Annotated in this window: 15 protein-coding genes; 8 read left to right on the top strand and 7 right to left on the bottom strand. The window is 53.4% G+C overall.

The window, feature by feature from the left end:
• Positions 1-253: 253 nt before the first annotated feature.
• From DOM32_RS09160 to DOM32_RS09150, 3 genes are all read right to left on the bottom strand, one after another.
• Positions 254-1,207 carry a tyrosine-type recombinase/integrase gene (locus DOM32_RS09160; protein WP_110633618.1) on the bottom strand — a complete coding sequence of 318 codons (954 nt, stop codon included), beginning with the start codon at positions 1,205-1,207 and terminating at the stop codon, positions 254-256.
• The gene (mobH, locus tag DOM32_RS09155; RefSeq protein WP_110633615.1) at positions 1,200-3,044 is read right to left on the bottom strand and encodes a MobH family relaxase; all 1,845 of its coding nucleotides are present in this window, start codon (positions 3,042-3,044) and stop codon (positions 1,200-1,202) included. The genes DOM32_RS09160 and mobH overlap by 8 nt, the downstream gene beginning before the upstream one ends.
• Positions 3,045-3,516: 472 nt before the next feature.
• The gene (locus DOM32_RS09150; protein WP_110633612.1) at positions 3,517-4,890 is read right to left on the bottom strand and encodes an MFS transporter; all 1,374 of its coding nucleotides are present in this window, start codon (positions 4,888-4,890) and stop codon (positions 3,517-3,519) included.
• A gap of 152 nt (positions 4,891-5,042) precedes the next feature.
• Between DOM32_RS09150 and DOM32_RS09145 the strand changes: the two genes are divergently transcribed.
• The 4 genes from DOM32_RS09145 (at position 5,043) to DOM32_RS09130 (ending at position 8,047) form a co-directional block, all read left to right on the top strand.
• Positions 5,043-5,312 (top strand): metal/formaldehyde-sensitive transcriptional repressor, encoded by a 270-nt coding sequence (locus DOM32_RS09145; RefSeq protein WP_110633609.1) that lies wholly within the window; start codon positions 5,043-5,045, stop codon positions 5,310-5,312.
• A 36-nt stretch (positions 5,313-5,348) separates the two neighbouring features.
• Positions 5,349-6,617 (top strand): MFS transporter, encoded by a 1,269-nt coding sequence (locus DOM32_RS09140; RefSeq protein ID WP_110633606.1) that lies wholly within the window; start codon positions 5,349-5,351, stop codon positions 6,615-6,617.
• Between the two features lie 17 nt (positions 6,618-6,634).
• A complete protein-coding gene (locus DOM32_RS09135) occupies positions 6,635-7,012 on the top strand; it encodes a YkvA family protein (protein ID WP_110633603.1) in 378 nt (125 codons plus the stop codon).
• A gap of 129 nt (positions 7,013-7,141) precedes the next feature.
• Positions 7,142-8,047, top strand: coding sequence for a cation diffusion facilitator family transporter (locus DOM32_RS09130; RefSeq protein WP_110633600.1), 906 nt, complete (start codon positions 7,142-7,144; stop codon positions 8,045-8,047).
• Positions 8,048-8,210: 163 nt separating this feature from the next.
• Here the strand turns inward: DOM32_RS09130 and DOM32_RS18250 are convergent, their stop codons facing one another.
• A complete protein-coding gene (locus DOM32_RS18250) occupies positions 8,211-8,333 on the bottom strand; it encodes a hypothetical protein (RefSeq protein WP_277354946.1) in 123 nt (40 codons plus the stop codon).
• A gap of 379 nt (positions 8,334-8,712) precedes the next feature.
• Positions 8,713-9,840 (bottom strand): glycosyltransferase family 9 protein, encoded by a 1,128-nt coding sequence (locus tag DOM32_RS09120; protein WP_110633598.1) that lies wholly within the window; start codon positions 9,838-9,840, stop codon positions 8,713-8,715.
• Positions 9,841-10,026: 186 nt separating this feature from the next.
• Between DOM32_RS09120 and DOM32_RS18375 the strand changes: the two genes are divergently transcribed.
• Together DOM32_RS18375 and DOM32_RS09110 are read left to right on the top strand one after the other, a co-directional pair.
• A complete protein-coding gene (locus DOM32_RS18375) occupies positions 10,027-10,575 on the top strand; it encodes a phosphatase PAP2 family protein (protein ID WP_110633595.1) in 549 nt (182 codons plus the stop codon).
• A gap of 26 nt (positions 10,576-10,601) precedes the next feature.
• Complete coding sequence (locus DOM32_RS09110) at positions 10,602-12,653, top strand: bifunctional DedA family/phosphatase PAP2 family protein (protein WP_110633594.1); 2,052 nt, start codon at positions 10,602-10,604, stop codon at positions 12,651-12,653.
• 75 nt (positions 12,654-12,728) lie between these two features.
• Here the strand turns inward: DOM32_RS09110 and DOM32_RS18370 are convergent, their stop codons facing one another.
• Together DOM32_RS18370 and DOM32_RS17765 are read right to left on the bottom strand one after the other, a co-directional pair.
• The gene (locus DOM32_RS18370) at positions 12,729-12,983 is read right to left on the bottom strand and encodes a winged helix-turn-helix domain-containing protein (protein ID WP_110633592.1); all 255 of its coding nucleotides are present in this window, start codon (positions 12,981-12,983) and stop codon (positions 12,729-12,731) included.
• A gap of 63 nt (positions 12,984-13,046) precedes the next feature.
• Positions 13,047-13,385, bottom strand: coding sequence for a response regulator (locus DOM32_RS17765; protein ID WP_157957056.1), 339 nt, complete (start codon positions 13,383-13,385; stop codon positions 13,047-13,049).
• Between the two features lie 426 nt (positions 13,386-13,811).
• Here DOM32_RS17765 and DOM32_RS09100 point away from each other — a divergent pair, with 426 nt between their 5' ends.
• Both DOM32_RS09100 and DOM32_RS09095 read left to right on the top strand, forming a co-directional pair.
• On the top strand, positions 13,812-14,588 hold the full coding sequence (locus DOM32_RS09100; RefSeq protein WP_110633589.1) for a glycosyltransferase family 2 protein: 777 nt from the start codon (positions 13,812-13,814) through the stop codon (positions 14,586-14,588).
• On the top strand, positions 14,585-14,881 hold the full coding sequence (locus tag DOM32_RS09095) for a lipid-A-disaccharide synthase N-terminal domain-containing protein (RefSeq protein WP_110633586.1): 297 nt from the start codon (positions 14,585-14,587) through the stop codon (positions 14,879-14,881). Before DOM32_RS09100 ends, DOM32_RS09095 begins: the two co-directional genes overlap by 4 nt.
• Position 14,882 lies beyond the last annotated feature (1 nt).

Here is a 14,882-nt window from a genome sequence, read left to right as displayed (position 1 = left end):
TTCCGCTGGCTCCCCGAACAGGACTCGAACCTGTGACCCAATGATTAACAGTCAGTTGGACTATTTGAGTCGGAAAACTACCTTAATTTCAGCCGCTTAAGAAAAACATGCCTAATATGATGTGCTGGCTTGTTGCCTACCGCACCTGCACTACATTGGCATGCATGATCTTGGATTCCGAGGTCATCATTGTCAAGCTGGCCGTAACGAGAATGAGCGGCCGCCTTTTGGCCGCCCATCGCTCGCCTAAAATTTAGGGGCATCGACGTTGATTCAGCGCTTTCCTCATGGAGTCAACGCTAGGATGAACGTATTCCATGGTTGTGCGCATACTTGAGTGGTCGAGGATCATTTGTGTGACTCGGATGTTACGATCAGGATCTTCCATGAGATCGGTCCCGAGAGTGTGCCTGAATCGATGAGGTGTGACCCGCGTGCCACAAAACCCTGACAGCCTCTTAAAGAAATGCTCGACCTGATTTATGTCCATTTCCTTGCGTCGATGCCTACGTGAAAAGCGGTTTACATTAAACAGCTGATCTTCACGTTTGAAACCTTCACGATGAGCCGCAAGCATCAGCTTTGCAATGTAAGGGTACAGCCCATCAGCGATTGGCACTACAGACTCAGAATAGGTTTTGGATCCTTCAAATGAAGTCACCAGGATCATTTTTTTAAGGTCGACGTCCTTAGCCTTAATATGAAGCAACTGACTTAGCCTAACACCTGTAAAGTAGAAGGTCTCAATTACGGCCTCCCAAAACCAAGCGGGGTAGAGCTTCGACGGATCATCTTGGGCGGTTTCGAATCTACGGCATACATCCATGACCTCACGCACATACCTGATAGTAAGCGGCTGCAAAGTTTTCTTCGGCTTCCGGGGTTCCCTGACACGCACTTGATTGAATGGATTCTCTTCAACCATTATGAGTCTATGCTTAATACCAAAATTGTATAGCGCAGCCAGATGCCTCACATAATTATTCCAGCTAACTTCAACAATGCCACGTGGATTTTCCTTCGACCGTAATGCCACTTTACGCCAAGCGCATACTTTTTCTCTAGAGAGCATGCTTGGATACGTTTCCTTTCCAAAGTGGCGGCGAGCCGCTCTGACTGCTGCAGCATAGCTATCAACGGATTTAGGCTTGAGATGCGTGTCGGCGCAGTACCTGCTCAGCAACTCCATAAACGACACATCATTCATTCGTTTCGTCCTTATCGATTTGGTGTGGAATTAGAGTCAATACCCAATTGTCAGGTGGTATCCGTTGACTCACTTCTCGCGGATCTTTGATCAAGTACCCCTTCAGCAGTCGGGTCTTGTTCGGTCCCTCGACGGAAACGTTATGAATGTTTTGTCCCTGGGTTCTGAGATGCATACCCAGCTTTTGGAAGCGTTTTTGAACTAACTTCCACTGTTCTTCGTCTCCAAGCTCTTTGGTGCTAAAGCGCTTGAATATGCCAGGGCTGACCAGGAAATAGGTGCCTTCCACCGTATGGATGGGCGCCTTGGTGTCATTGATGAGGATAGAGTGATCCGCAACCCCCATCTTCAACCATTGCCAGAACCGCTCACCGAGATCCAAATTATTATTAACTTCCTGAGCACTCGACTTTGGTCGAGAACCGACATTTTTAGCAGATTTAGATGAATTTGGCTCGGCCGAGCTTTCTTGCCCAGCAGCATTAGCGCTCTGAACCTGGTCCAAGACTCTCTCCGGCTCAGGACTCACCTCTGGAAAAAGTGCCATAATGTCGGCGTCCAGAGTGTCATTGACGGAGCCAGCCTGAGAAGAAGGCTGTGTGTCGATGCTCTGCGGCGGCGGTATTTCGCCACCCTGTGTTTTGGTTTCTGTGACAGATTCAGACTTGGTTACTACCACTTCATTCGAGGACGGCTTATCTGCTGTGACTGCGCCTTCACCTTTAATCGTGATCCTTCCTCGGAAAGGCTCAGGCTTATCCTCTACCCCCCAGATCAAGGTCGGGGGCACCTTGATCATGTTGAAGGACTGCTTCCAGTCACCCTCCACAATCTCGCACTTCCATACCGATTTCCCCTCGGTGACTTCCTCAATCAGCCCATGTGACTGCAGCTCACCGTACAGCCTGTTAAGATCTCCCGGGATACTTTTGACACCCTGCGCATACAGGTGGGCTTTGAGCTCATTGACTGCACGCGGCGAAACCAGCCAGAGAGCCTCTTCAGTCAACCAAGCGACTTCGCCCTTCTTATTGAGCTTGAACTGCTCCTTGACCATATAACGCAGTCCTTCTGCTAGCTTTCTCTGGATGGACTCCACCGGAGCTGAAAGAGCCTGGACCGGATCGCCTCCCAATGCCTTGGCGACACTTGCGCGATCCGCCTGGTGAATCAGCTCCGCAACGATTCCGCCTCGCTCGTTGTGCCCTGCGATGGTGTACATGAACAGCGCAAACAGCTTGGGCTGAGTCATCATCCAGTCGAGCACCCTCGCCCCAAGAACTCGCTCGCACAACAATGGATTGACCGCCGCGTGAAGGTGATACTCCCGTCCCGCTCGGTACCTGACGCGGTAAGGCGCAGGAATGGGACCGTGCCACAGCCTCCACTCCCGCCCATCCTCGAGATGAATTTCAACGTCGACCAGCGTCTTGGCTACGTCGTGCATGAGCGCTCCGTGGATTACGGCGGCACTCCAAAGCTCACCTGCTGAACTTTGGTCTTCGGGCTTTGCGCCTGGAGGCAGGAGATGACGTTGACGTAGACGCAGTCCGTAGCAGGCCATCTCTAGGGCATGATCCAGCATGCCCCCTGGATAGGCATGGTGATGTGATTCCGATGCAGGGAGCAGTTGTACCATCTCGGCATAGCGGCAGATCGGTGCAAGGAGGTACTCGTCAAAGACGCTCTGGGTCAAAGACGTCGTGTCCCACAGCATCTTGATCATCTGCTGGCGACGCGGAGTATCGAGTAGCTCCTTACCAGGTTGGGGCTGCGTGAAGCCTGCTCGGTGCCTGATCTTCTGACTGCTGACTCGCGGGAATAGGCGTCGTAGCATTGATGATTCCTGTCGTGCTGCGAGAGCAATAGATGTGACAGGGAGCAGGTGATGGGGGAAAGCGGAAACGTTAAGCCGGGTTCGAAACAGTTCGGATATGCAGTGGTTTCGAAAGTCGCGCTACTAGAGAACGCACGGGGCGTGCGGGCAAAATAGCAACTGATCGGGTGTTGTAGGCGATTGCTTTTTACTCAGGATTGCGTTCAAAGGCACTTGAATACGCCATGACTCATGGTCTTATTCATTGGCAACGCTCACCGGCTAACTACCACTCGATATTACTTGCGTCAAGGATCTTCGCCTATTTTTTCTCGAGGTCAATGACCAAATTGCCAGAGTCATGAGCAACAATGATGACTAGGTCACAGGCAAGCAACGAGCTGAAGATTCAATTCTTATAGCCGGCCTGTATCAATCAACGAACAGTTTGATAATTGATGTTAAAAGCATAATGGGGAAATTCTATCTTTCATCATCTAGGCCACAATAGATGGTGACGATCAATGACAAAAGCATGACTATGCCTGCCTCCGGGGTGGTAATGGCGATGGCGGTGGGGCTCCGGGCCCTCCCAGCCCTCATGTCCGTGCTGGTGGTGCTCATCGTGATAATGCAGGTGATCGTGGACTTCGAAAACGTGATCATGCTCAAGGACTTTTGAATCTCCAGATGGCCAGAAACGTGTGGCTAACGCCGTCGAGGCTAGCGCGATCGCCCCTAGCAGGGCGAAGGTCTCGATCAGGCCCACCTCGGCCCCGACCCAGCCGGCCAACGGATAGGCTACCAGCCAGCAGCCATGAGACAGCGAGAACTGCGCGGCGAACAGCGCCGGACGGTCCTCTGGCTGGCACGACTGTTTGAGCAGGCGTCCGGTGGGCGTCATGACCAGCGAGGCGCCAACGCCCAGCAGAAACCACAGCCCCATTAGACCGACGAACCCCGGAGAGAGCAGGCCGAGGAACAGGCTCACCGTCATCAGCGCGCCGCCCGCGAGCATGACCGGGCGCTCACGCACGCGCTCCAGCATTTTCGGCAGCAGCAGGGCCACCAGCATCGAACCGCCACCGACCGCCGCGAAGGCCTGGGCGACCGCCTGCTCGCCCAGGCCAAGAGTGGAGCGGACGTAGACCACGGTATTGACGATCTGCATGGCCCCGGCGGCCGAAACCGCCATGTTCAGGGCAAGCAACCCTCGCAGCCGGGGTGTTTTCAAGTAGATTCGCATGCCGTGGGAGATCCTGCGCCAGACACCTGGCGCTTCGTCATCCGCAGTTTGGGGCGACGGCAGGACCACCGAGACGACCAGGCCTGCCGAGACTAGAAAGGCGAGGCCATTGAGCAGGAACAGCACATCGAAGCTCATCACCATCAGCAGTGCCGCAGCGGCCATGGGGCTGAGCAGGTTCTCCAGGTCATAGGCGAGCCGCGACAGCGATAGCGCCCGAGTATACTGCTCCTCGTCCTCGAGGAGATCCGGGATCGTCGCCTGAAAGAGCGGGGTGAAGCATGCCGAGGCGGCATTGACCAGAAAAATCAGCACATAGATCTGCCAGACCTCGGTGACGAAAGGCAACGCGCAGACCACGGAGGCCCGCAGTAGGTCCAGGCCAACCAGCAGCGTGCGGCGCGGCAGACGCGAGGCGTAGGCCCCGGCTAGTGGCGCGATGCCCACATAGGCCACCATCTTGATGGCAAGCGCCGTACCCAGCACGATCCCCGCCTGCCAGGCCGCCAGGTCATGAGCCAGCAATGCCAGGGCGACCGTTGTCAGCCCGGTGCCGATGAGGGCGGTGACCTGGGCCAGGAATAAGTGGCGGTAACGACGGAGACTCAGCACTTGGAGCATGGGCCCTCCTCAAGGCGTTGCAGTCGATTATAGGCGGCATGCCGGAATAGAACGGTTCACATAGCTTTACCTTTCTTGCAAGCCAGCATACTACCCCCTAGTATCTATATACTACCTCCCTGTATAGTTTTTCTCCTCAAAGAGATGGCCAGATGCACACGATTAAAGACAAAGCGAAGCTGCTAACGCGTGTTCGACGCATTCAGGGCCAGGCGGCCGCGCTGGAAAAGCAACTTGCCGAGGAAGGTGACTGCATTGCCGTCCTGCAACAGATCGCAGCGATTCGAGGAGCCGTCAACGGCTTGATGGCCGCCGTGATTGAAGGCCACTTGACCGATCACGTTGTCAAGGAGCCGGCGCTGGAGCAGCGACAGATAGACCTAGAGGTCGTGCTTCAGGTCATTAATTCCTACCTCAAGTAGAACATGGAGTAGCCGGGCACACAGAAGGGTCAAAGAGTGGAAGAAAGTAAGGATAAGAACGAAGCCGCATTGGTGGCTGCAACCGCTACCCAGTCGAAAGGCTGGCTGAACCGCACCGTCGCCGGCGCCGGGGTCACCAGCGCCCTGGGTGACTTCTGCTATGAGACGACAACTGTCATCCTGCCCGGCTTCCTTGCCGTGCTGGGACTGCCGGCCAGCGTACTCGGCGCTATCGAAGGTATCGCTGATGCGGTGGCTAGCTTCACCAAGATGGCGTCAGGCTACGTCGCAGACAAACTGGGCCACCGCAAGCTGTTGGTCCTCGTGGGCTATAGCCTGACGCCGCTCGGGCAGGCGCTGGTTGCACTGGCGGCCGGGTGGCCGCTGATCTTGCTTGGTCGCATGGCTTCCTGGTTCGGCAAGGGGCTGCGCGGGCCGCTGCGCGATGCCATCGTGATTCAGGCGGTGACGCCGGAAACCAAGGGCCGAGCCTTCGGATTCCACCGGGCTGCCGACACCATCGGCGCTGTCCTCGGCCCGCTATTGGGTGTCGCTTTGTTGGGATGGGCGCAAGAACTGCATTGGGACGGCGCGGCCGGCCCGTTCCGGCTTGTGCTGTGGCTATCTGTCATTCCTGGCGTGCTGGCCGTGCTGGCCTTCCTGACGCTGGTCCGGGATCCACAACACTCGCCCAATCCGGCGCTCAAGTTCTTCAGCTCGTTGCGCACTCTGCCGGCGCGCTTCAAGCGCTATCTCGGCGCGGTCGGCCTGTTCGGCATCGGCGATTTCTCGCACTCGCTGCTGATCCTGGCCGCGACCACCCTGCTCACACCCTCGATGGGCGTGGTGAAGGCCGCTCAGGTCGCCGGCCTGCTCTATGTCTGGCGCAACGTGGTGCAGGTCGTGCTGTCCTACCCGGTTGGCGCTATGGCGGATCGTGTCGGCCATCTACGCATGTTGGTCGGCGGATACGTGCTGGGTGCCCTCACGGCTGTCCTGACGGCGTTTGCCTTCTGGCTTTCGGTGGACAGCGTGCCGCTGCTCGCCGCCATCTTCTTCGTCGCAGGCTTATACGTGACCGTCGAGGAAGCGCTGGAATCCACGGTGACGGCGGAAATGGTGCAGGCCGACACCCTGGTGATGAGCTACGGCGCGCTGGGTACGGTCAACGGCACGGCCAAGTTCATCTCCAGCGCCACGGTCGGTGTGGTGTGGACTGCTGTCTCGCCGACTCTCGGTTTTGGCTTGGCGGCTTTGCTGATGATGGCTGGGACGCTGGCCTTGCTCCGCGTCGGGAACGAGTAGCGGCGGAGACAACCATTATGACAAAACGACTAATCTCGAACTCCAAACAATGGGCTCGAACGATCAAACGGGATGTACACGCCGTCTGGCTTGCCGCTCGCGATCCACGTACCCCATGGTTCGCAAAGGTGTTAGCAGTGGTTATCGCGGCCTACGCCGTCTCACCCATCGACTTGGTCCCAGACTTCATCCCCGTACTCGGCTACGTGGACGACATCATCATTGTGCCACTCGGGATATTGTTGGTGGTGAAGCTTATACCACCCGAGATCATGAACGAGCATCGAGAAACCGCTGATGAAGCCTCTGAACGCCCGACAAGCCGAATAGCTGCTGGCGTATTTATCGCTATCTGGATCGCTTTCGCCACCTTCTTGGCAAGAATGCTCCTGTGAATATATCCAGCTGTAATGTGGCGGGTACGCTCTGCCTTAAATCAGCGTGGAAAAACGTATCGACCGAATGGCTTGATAGAGAGAGCAGCCTGCCGGGAGTCTCAAGGCACAATAAGGAAGGAGGCAACAATGTCAGAACACAATCATAGCCACAGTGGCGGCAAGACCTTGCTGTTCGCATTGGTATTCACAACAGGTTTTGCAGCTGTCGAAGTGTTTGGCGGCCTGATAGCTGATTCGCTCGCCCTGTTGTCGGACGCAGGCCACATGCTTACCGATTCATTGTCGTTAGGGGTTGGTGCCTTCGCCGCTTGGCTGGCCAAAAAACCGGCATCGCGTCGACACTCCTTCGGCCTCAAGCGCGCGGAAATTCTCGGCGCCCTGTTCAACGTGCTGTTTATGTTCGGGGTGATTGTATTCATCGCCTACGAGGCGATCCGCCGCATGGCACATCCACCAGCCGTTGCCGGTGGCATGGTTTTGGTGATCGGCGGGCTCGGCTTGCTGGTGAATATCGTAGTGGCGTGGGTACTGATGCGTGGAGAGCAAACCATCAACGTTCGCGGAGCGCTCCTGCACGTGATGGGAGACTTGTTGGGCTCGGTCGCTGCGCTGGTTGCCGGGGCGATCATTTATCTAGGCGGGCCGCCCGTTGCGGACCCGATCCTGTCTCTTTTCGTTAGCCTATTGATTCTGTTCTCCGCCATTCGCCTACTGCGTGAGGTGACGCACGTGTTGATGGAAGGCGTGCCAAAAGGAATCAATGCGCATGAAGTCGGCTGCGCTCTAGTCGGGGTCGACGGTGTCTGCGCTATCCATGACATGCATATCTGGAGCCTGTCATCAAACAGCCAGGCTCTAGCGGCGCATATCGATGTGGGAACGATGGAGCGATGGGAAGAGGTACTGCCAAAGCTGCAAACGATATTGCGGGAGCGCTTCGATATTCAACACAGTACCCTACAACCCGAGGATGCCGCTATTCGCCAAGCCTGTGATGCCGATCCCGATTGCGGGGCGGGTGATGTGAAATAGGTAGACAACCAGCACCGGGATCCGCCAGGGCTGCGCTGAGCAGCCCTGCTAACAGTGCGCCGCTTGATTCGCCTTATCTCAATCTGAGATCCCCTCAGGATTTCGTTGCGAAGCGATGTCTTGGCAAGGATCGGATGTATGTCATGGAATTGTACGGTCAGGGTCAGCTCTCCTTGACAAGACGGAAGCCGGAAAACGCCCAGCGGGCATGAGGCGGGAAGAAGTTGCGATAGGTGGCGCGGATGTGTTCTGCCAGCGTCGCATAACAGCCGTCTCGCAACACCACCTGGCCCTACCTAAACCGGGGGGGGGAAGGCCATCAAATAACATGTATTATAAATATTCAGGCTTTTCAGACTCTAAACAGACGCTTGGCTTTGGCCACACTATTTTAATGAAACATTGATTTTAACGGCCAAGTTCAGAGCCCCTCGTTACAACGAGGTTGCGCATAAATTACCAAACAACAGTATGCGATCTATAAACACTAGAAAAACTCAACCCATCACCACTATAGCGAGCCTACTTGCGACTAAAAACCCAAACTCAAAAGCTCATTTTTAATCAACACAGTCGACCACCACTTAACACTTAAAAATTCTGCAGAAAAATGAAAATCATTTTCATTAACCAAGCAAGAAAACCTCTTAAAGTGCATGACCATCTCAAAACCTACAAAACAGCATTCGTCTATTAAGCATATGCTGTCGCCTCGCCCAACCCAGCTGAATAAGTGGGCTTTGCGTCAAAGTGGAAATCACTTCTTCCACTCTTGGTCGAAAAATAATTTTATCGGCGATTCCCTTAGGACAGAATTTACACGACTTCTCGGTATTAAGTAGGGCGATCACAGGCACTCCTAGAGCCGTGGCCATGTGCATAGGCCCCGTGTCCGGCGTGATTAATGTGATTACATGAGATAGCACAGCCGCAAATTCTCGAATAGGCATCAAGGGCAATATTTGGCCCTGGGGGCCACAACACTGTTCCAAGTGCTGACGATAATGTTCCTCTTCAGGACCCACCATTACCACATAATTTTCTCCTATCGTATTGAGCTCTCGAATCTGCGCCTGCCAGAAATTCAGTGGCAATCGTTTATCGAGATGACCGCCGACGAATACTCCGACAACGCCGCCCTCAGGCGAATGCTTAAAAAGCTCTTTGGCCCTAGCATGTTCTTTTTCACTAACGACCATCCATGGCAATGATTCGCAATGTAAACCTAGAGAGTGTGCAATAGCGCTAGGTAGTTCATATGCGTGACAGGTTTTTCCTTCGATAAGCCAATCATAGGTATTCTGCAAGCGCCCTTTTTGACCCAATGTTTTCTTTGCGCCACAAAGGTGCGTAAAGGTCCAGCTGGTTAAAGATCCTTCTCCAACCTGGATTGCCAAGTCGTAGTTCTCTTTACGTAGCTCCCAAATCATGCGCAAAAAAAGCCAAGGCCGATACGAGAAAGTTCGACTGTAGGCATGATAACTTGAGATGCCCATTCCTGAAAACAGCTGAGCTGTCGTATCGGTACCCAGATAGTCTATTCGGATTTCCGGCCTATTTTTCGAAAACGCCTCAGCCAGCCGTGCCCCTATAACAGCGTTTCCAAGTCGAAAATTCGGTCTCACGAGAAGAACCCGTTTTACATCGACTAATGCCAATGAGGACGCACGACGAGGCGTACGAGACATAACACCAAGCAAACGATACAACCCAGTTTTAGCCATTTTTTCTAAGCATTTTCCCAGCCGGCGCATGCCATCATGACGACGAATTTTAGTTAGCACGTTGCTCATACTGCACTCCCGACAAACTAATTTTCACACAGAATAAACAACGAAGCTTAAGAGAATATTTACTCTGATGTTTTCTTCATAAGGGTATTACGTGTATATGCGTTGTAGAGAAATCGAGGCTTGATAAGGATCCCTTCATAATTGATCGATTAGAGTCACGTTACGAAAATGTGACGGATTTCAGAAATGTCGATCGATTCCAACTTGACTTCTCTAATCAATGGGTTATCTGGGCATATATCTTTCATCGACTCGCTAATGGTCGCTGTTACCCATTGGGGATTGCCTTTGATGATCCTATGCGTCGTGCCCCTGTGGTGGCTCCGGCTCAACAGATGCGAAATGAGGTATTTGGCTGTTTCCTCGGCCCTGACGTTCATCTCTGGCCTGTTAATCAACCAATTTGTATTGTTGTTCATATCGCGCGCACGCCCCTATACGGAAGGGCTCACGCATCTTTTGATTGAACCCTCCACAGATCCCTCGTTCCCTTCTGACCACGCTACCGGTGCTGTCGCGATAGCCGTTACATTTTTCTTCCATGGCCGCAACAAAATGGGAGCGCTCTTCTCTTTGGGAGCTCTCCTAGTGATGTTTTCTCGAGTCTACGTAGGCACACATTACGTGACGGATGTTTTGGGAGGACTTGTGACTGCGTCTATAGCGGGGTTGTTCGTCAGACGCTTTCATTACAGAGAGAGCTTTCTCAACCGCTGTCTCACAAGAATTCTCTAACTTGGCCTCGACTCTGGAGTGTCCCGATGCTTGAGCACGCCCTAGACCACGTTCCCGACCTTGCCTCCCGCCATGCATTGCTCACCTATCTGGTGGTGGGTCTATCCGCATTGCTGGAAGCGATACCTGTCGTCGGGACAGTTTTTCCTGGGTCGATGCTGATTGTTGGTTTGAGCGCATTGGCCAGCTCCGGTACGTTAGACCCGCTTTCACTTGTCATCTCAGCTTTCGTAGGCGCAATAGCCGGCGACGGCCTCTCTTTCTGGATTGGCTGTCACTACCAGTCACGTATAGCGCGAATCTGGCCAATTAGCCGTTACCCAGACTGGTTGAATCGTGCCGAGTCGTTGTTTAGTCGTCATGGCGGAAAGAGCGTCTTCACGGCGAGATTTGTGCAGGGTCCTCGTGCTTTTGTACCGTTAGTCGCCGGCATGAGCCAGATGCCAGCGGGCCGTTTTTATTTAGCGAATATTGCATCTGCGTTGATCTGGGCCCCCAGTCACGTCCTTGTCGGTGTCTTCGTCGGCACGTCACTACAGGTACTCGAACAGATCGGAGGACGCTTGGCCCTGCTGGCTGGGCTAGTCGCCGCCTTGGCATGGGCGATTCTGTGGATCAGCCGGAGAATTCTGCTGCCCTATGGAAAGTACGCCTTATCGAGCGCCCAGAAAAGCGTGATGCATCGCACAACAATGCCGACAACATGGGCAGGTCAATGCCTGGCTCGGGTAGTGCATTCAATCAGCGGCATGCAAACGCTGACTATGTTGGCATTGATGGTAGTGATTGGATGTCTTTGGCTATTTTCAGATTTGCTTGAAGATCTCGTGACGGACGACTCGCTGGTTCAAGCCAACCACGCTGTTTTCCATGCGCTACAGGCCTTGCGTTCCCAATGGGGTGATAGTGCGATGCTGGTTATCACGGAAATGGGTGATGGCTTCGTGACGACCTCACTGACGCTGGCAGTAACGGCGTGGTTACTGATCAAGCGGTCATGGTATAGCGCCGTTTACTGGGTGGCTGCTATGGGAGGAGTTGCATTATTCACTCCCGGCATCAAGGCTTGGGTGCAATGGCCGCGTCCGACGGCAAACCTATACAGCGGATGGGAGCTTTTTTCTTTCCCTAGTGGCCATGCCACGATCAATACGGTTCTTTACGGGTTTCTTGCCTATCTTATCGCTCGAAGCTCACCTGCTCGCTGGCATCGATGGATCATCGGAACCGCCTGCCTGATCATCTTTATGATTGCCTTCTCAAGACTCTATCTAGGCGCCCACTGGTTTGCCGATGTTGTGGCTGGCATGTCTCTGGGCACTGTTTGGGTCATTTTATTGGCCTTGCTTCATCATCGAAGCGAGATCAAAAAGCCGGGTGTGAAGGGTTTGATTCTTGTATTTTTGATAACTCTGGCGATCGCGTGGCCCTATCATGTTTCTCAACAACTGGACCAGGATCGCAGTCGATACACGCCTGAGTTGTCGGTTCAACAGTCCACCTGGTCCGATTGGTTGAATGGAAAAACACTCGATATTCCCGCCAAACGTATCGATCTGGCTGGAGAAACCGAGGAGCCGCTGGTGCTTCAATGGGCCGGGGATTTGTCGTTGCTCAGCAACGCGCTTAAGCGTGGTGGATGGCAGGTCGATACACCTTGGTCTCTTCACAACACGCTAGCATGGTTAGATCCCAACACAAGCGAAGCTCTATTCCCGATTTTGCCTCGTCTCAATGACGGGCGCCCCGCTGCGCTGAGCGCATCGGCCAACGTTGCCGGAGAGCCGGCACGACGTGTTGTCCTACAAGTGTGGCCCACATTATTCAGGCTCGTGGGCGCGTGTGGATCCGCCAAAGTGCCGTTATGGACCGGATCACTACGGTTACAGGAGCGCACATCAATTCTAGGGTTGATAGCCTTGGAGAAAGACCGGGAAGATGCCTCGTACTCACAGCCGGCACTATTCAAAGCCATTAAGAACGATCCAGACCTAGAGGTGCGCCAGCTGATTCGGAACAACAGTTTCGATATCCTGGCTGGCTACCCCCGTGGACTTCAGCCATGTGGGGACGCTTAATGAGTCAGCGAAGCAGTCGAACCGGGGGCTAGATATCCCGGTTGACTACTCAACGATTTCTAGACAAACCTCTTATTAATCAAACCCAAGCTTATACCCAATACCTCGGACCGTGAGAATGGCATTGGGACTCATCCTTTTACGGAGGGTGTGAATAAAAGCCTCAATCGTATTTGATTCAGCTACATGACCATAACCATAGAGCAGAATTTCTAAATGTTGCTTGGTAAATATACGCTGGGGGTTAGATATCAACTCATTCAAAATCAGTAGCTCTCGCGAAGAAGGGTATATTTTTCGCCCCTGCCATCGCACTTCATGAGCCTCCATATCAATACTGATCCCGCTTTTATAAATTATATTAGCCCCACTCACGGTTGCAACTCTACATTTTCATCGAACCCTGGCGAACAACTCACGAACGTCAACAGAAGATGGCAAAAAATCATCAGCGCCGGCGTCAAGCACCTCAAATGCACTGTGTTTTTGTTGTCCGTTTATCACTACCAAAATTGGTAAATTTAGCCCCTCCCGAAGCCGACGCAACATTTCGAGATTATGAGAGCAGTTCTCATCAAATATATGGACAATTGCATCATGGGTGGCCATAGCGAGTGTCTCTCTCGCCTCTTCCATACTGACGACCAAATCTGCCTGGACTGGTTGCGCTTGGAGCTTCTGTTGCCAGAATCTCCCACTCGCGACAATTGTCGAATAAATCAGCACACGCATAACATGACCCTGCTATTTTTCACTTAACCTTTTCAGAAAAGGCGTTGCAGCGTAAATACGGACCGCGGTCGTTACCCATTAGCCAAATCTTAGTAAAGCTCAATATTATTGCAACCAAAATATGTTGCTGGCATAAAATCAACGTATTCGATAATAATACTTACCTCACCATGGCCTCAATTTTCAGAAGAGCCCAACCATTTCTATCGCAGTCTTGTAAGCCAAAGACTCCACGAAAGTCATATTGCGTTTCTCCTTAAGGGTCTTTTAAGACTAGCTCGTGAAGATAGGTAACTGCTTTGCAGAGCGCTGGCTCCAGAATCATCGAAATCAGATAGCATTTATTGAACTTGCACTGTTCAGAACGGATGTCCACTGCGTCCTGTGCTGAGCAGTCTTATACTCCGAGCGAGGAAATTCGACGCAATGCACTCCCCTTTGCTTTCGATACTCATTCCCGCCAAGGATGAAGCCGGTAACCTCGCCACATTGCTGGACGAAATTGCTGCCGCCCTGACATCCATCGAATACGAAATCATTGTCGTTGACGATGCTTCCACCGACGATACCTGGCGGCTTCTAGCACAAAGAGCCGCTACAGATGACCGCATACGTCCACTGCGCCATGCGAAAAGTGCTGGCCAGAGCACCTCTGTTTGGCAGGCAGCCTGGGCAGCGCGCGGTATTTGGTTAGGGACGCTCGATGGTGACGGCCAAAACGATCCGGCCGATCTGCCTAGCATGTTCGAGCGAGCGCAACTCGAAGGGGTCACCCTTGTAGCAGGACACCGAACCAATCGTCGCGATGACTGGATCAAACGGCTGTCTTCGAGGATCGCCAATAAAGTGCGCTCGGCAATGCTCAACGATTCAACACCGGATACAGGCTGTGGCTTAAAGGTTATCCGCCGTGATGCTTTCTTATCACTCCCCTATTTCAATCACATGCATCGGTTCCTACCTGCCTTGATTCTGGCCCAAGGGGGCACCTGTATTTCGCTTCCCGTGAATCACCGTCAGCGGGGGACGGGTAAGTCACATTACGGGCTGAATAATCGACTCTGGGTCGGGCTAGTCGATATGATTGGCGTGATGTGGTTATGCCGAAGGAGCCGGCTGCCAATAGCGAGTGCGGATTCCCATCTCGCTGCCAATATCGCCACACAAAAGCCCGAGAAAACGCCAGCTGAGCCAAATCGATGAATAACGAATGGGTATGGGTTGCCATTGGCTTTGCCGGCCAAACACTATTTTCAGCACGATTCATCGTGCAATGGCTGGCGAGTGAGCGCGCCAAACGTAGCGTTGTTCCGATCGCGTTCTGGTTTTTCAGTTTAGGTGGAGGCGCGACGCTCCTGGCCTACGCCATTTATCGCCATGACCCCGTATTCATCGCTGGACAGGGGGCCGGGTTAGTCATTTATGCCCGCAATCTCATGTTAATCCGCGGTGAACGGAAGCACTCCAAGCCGACCGACGACAATCAGATCCTCTGAA

This window comes from Salinicola salarius, from assembly GCF_003206135.1.
Classification (GTDB): domain Bacteria; phylum Pseudomonadota; class Gammaproteobacteria; order Pseudomonadales; family Halomonadaceae; genus Salinicola; species Salinicola salarius.
Note: the sequence above shows the minus strand (reverse complement) of the source record. Positions and strands in the feature narration are given on the sequence as shown.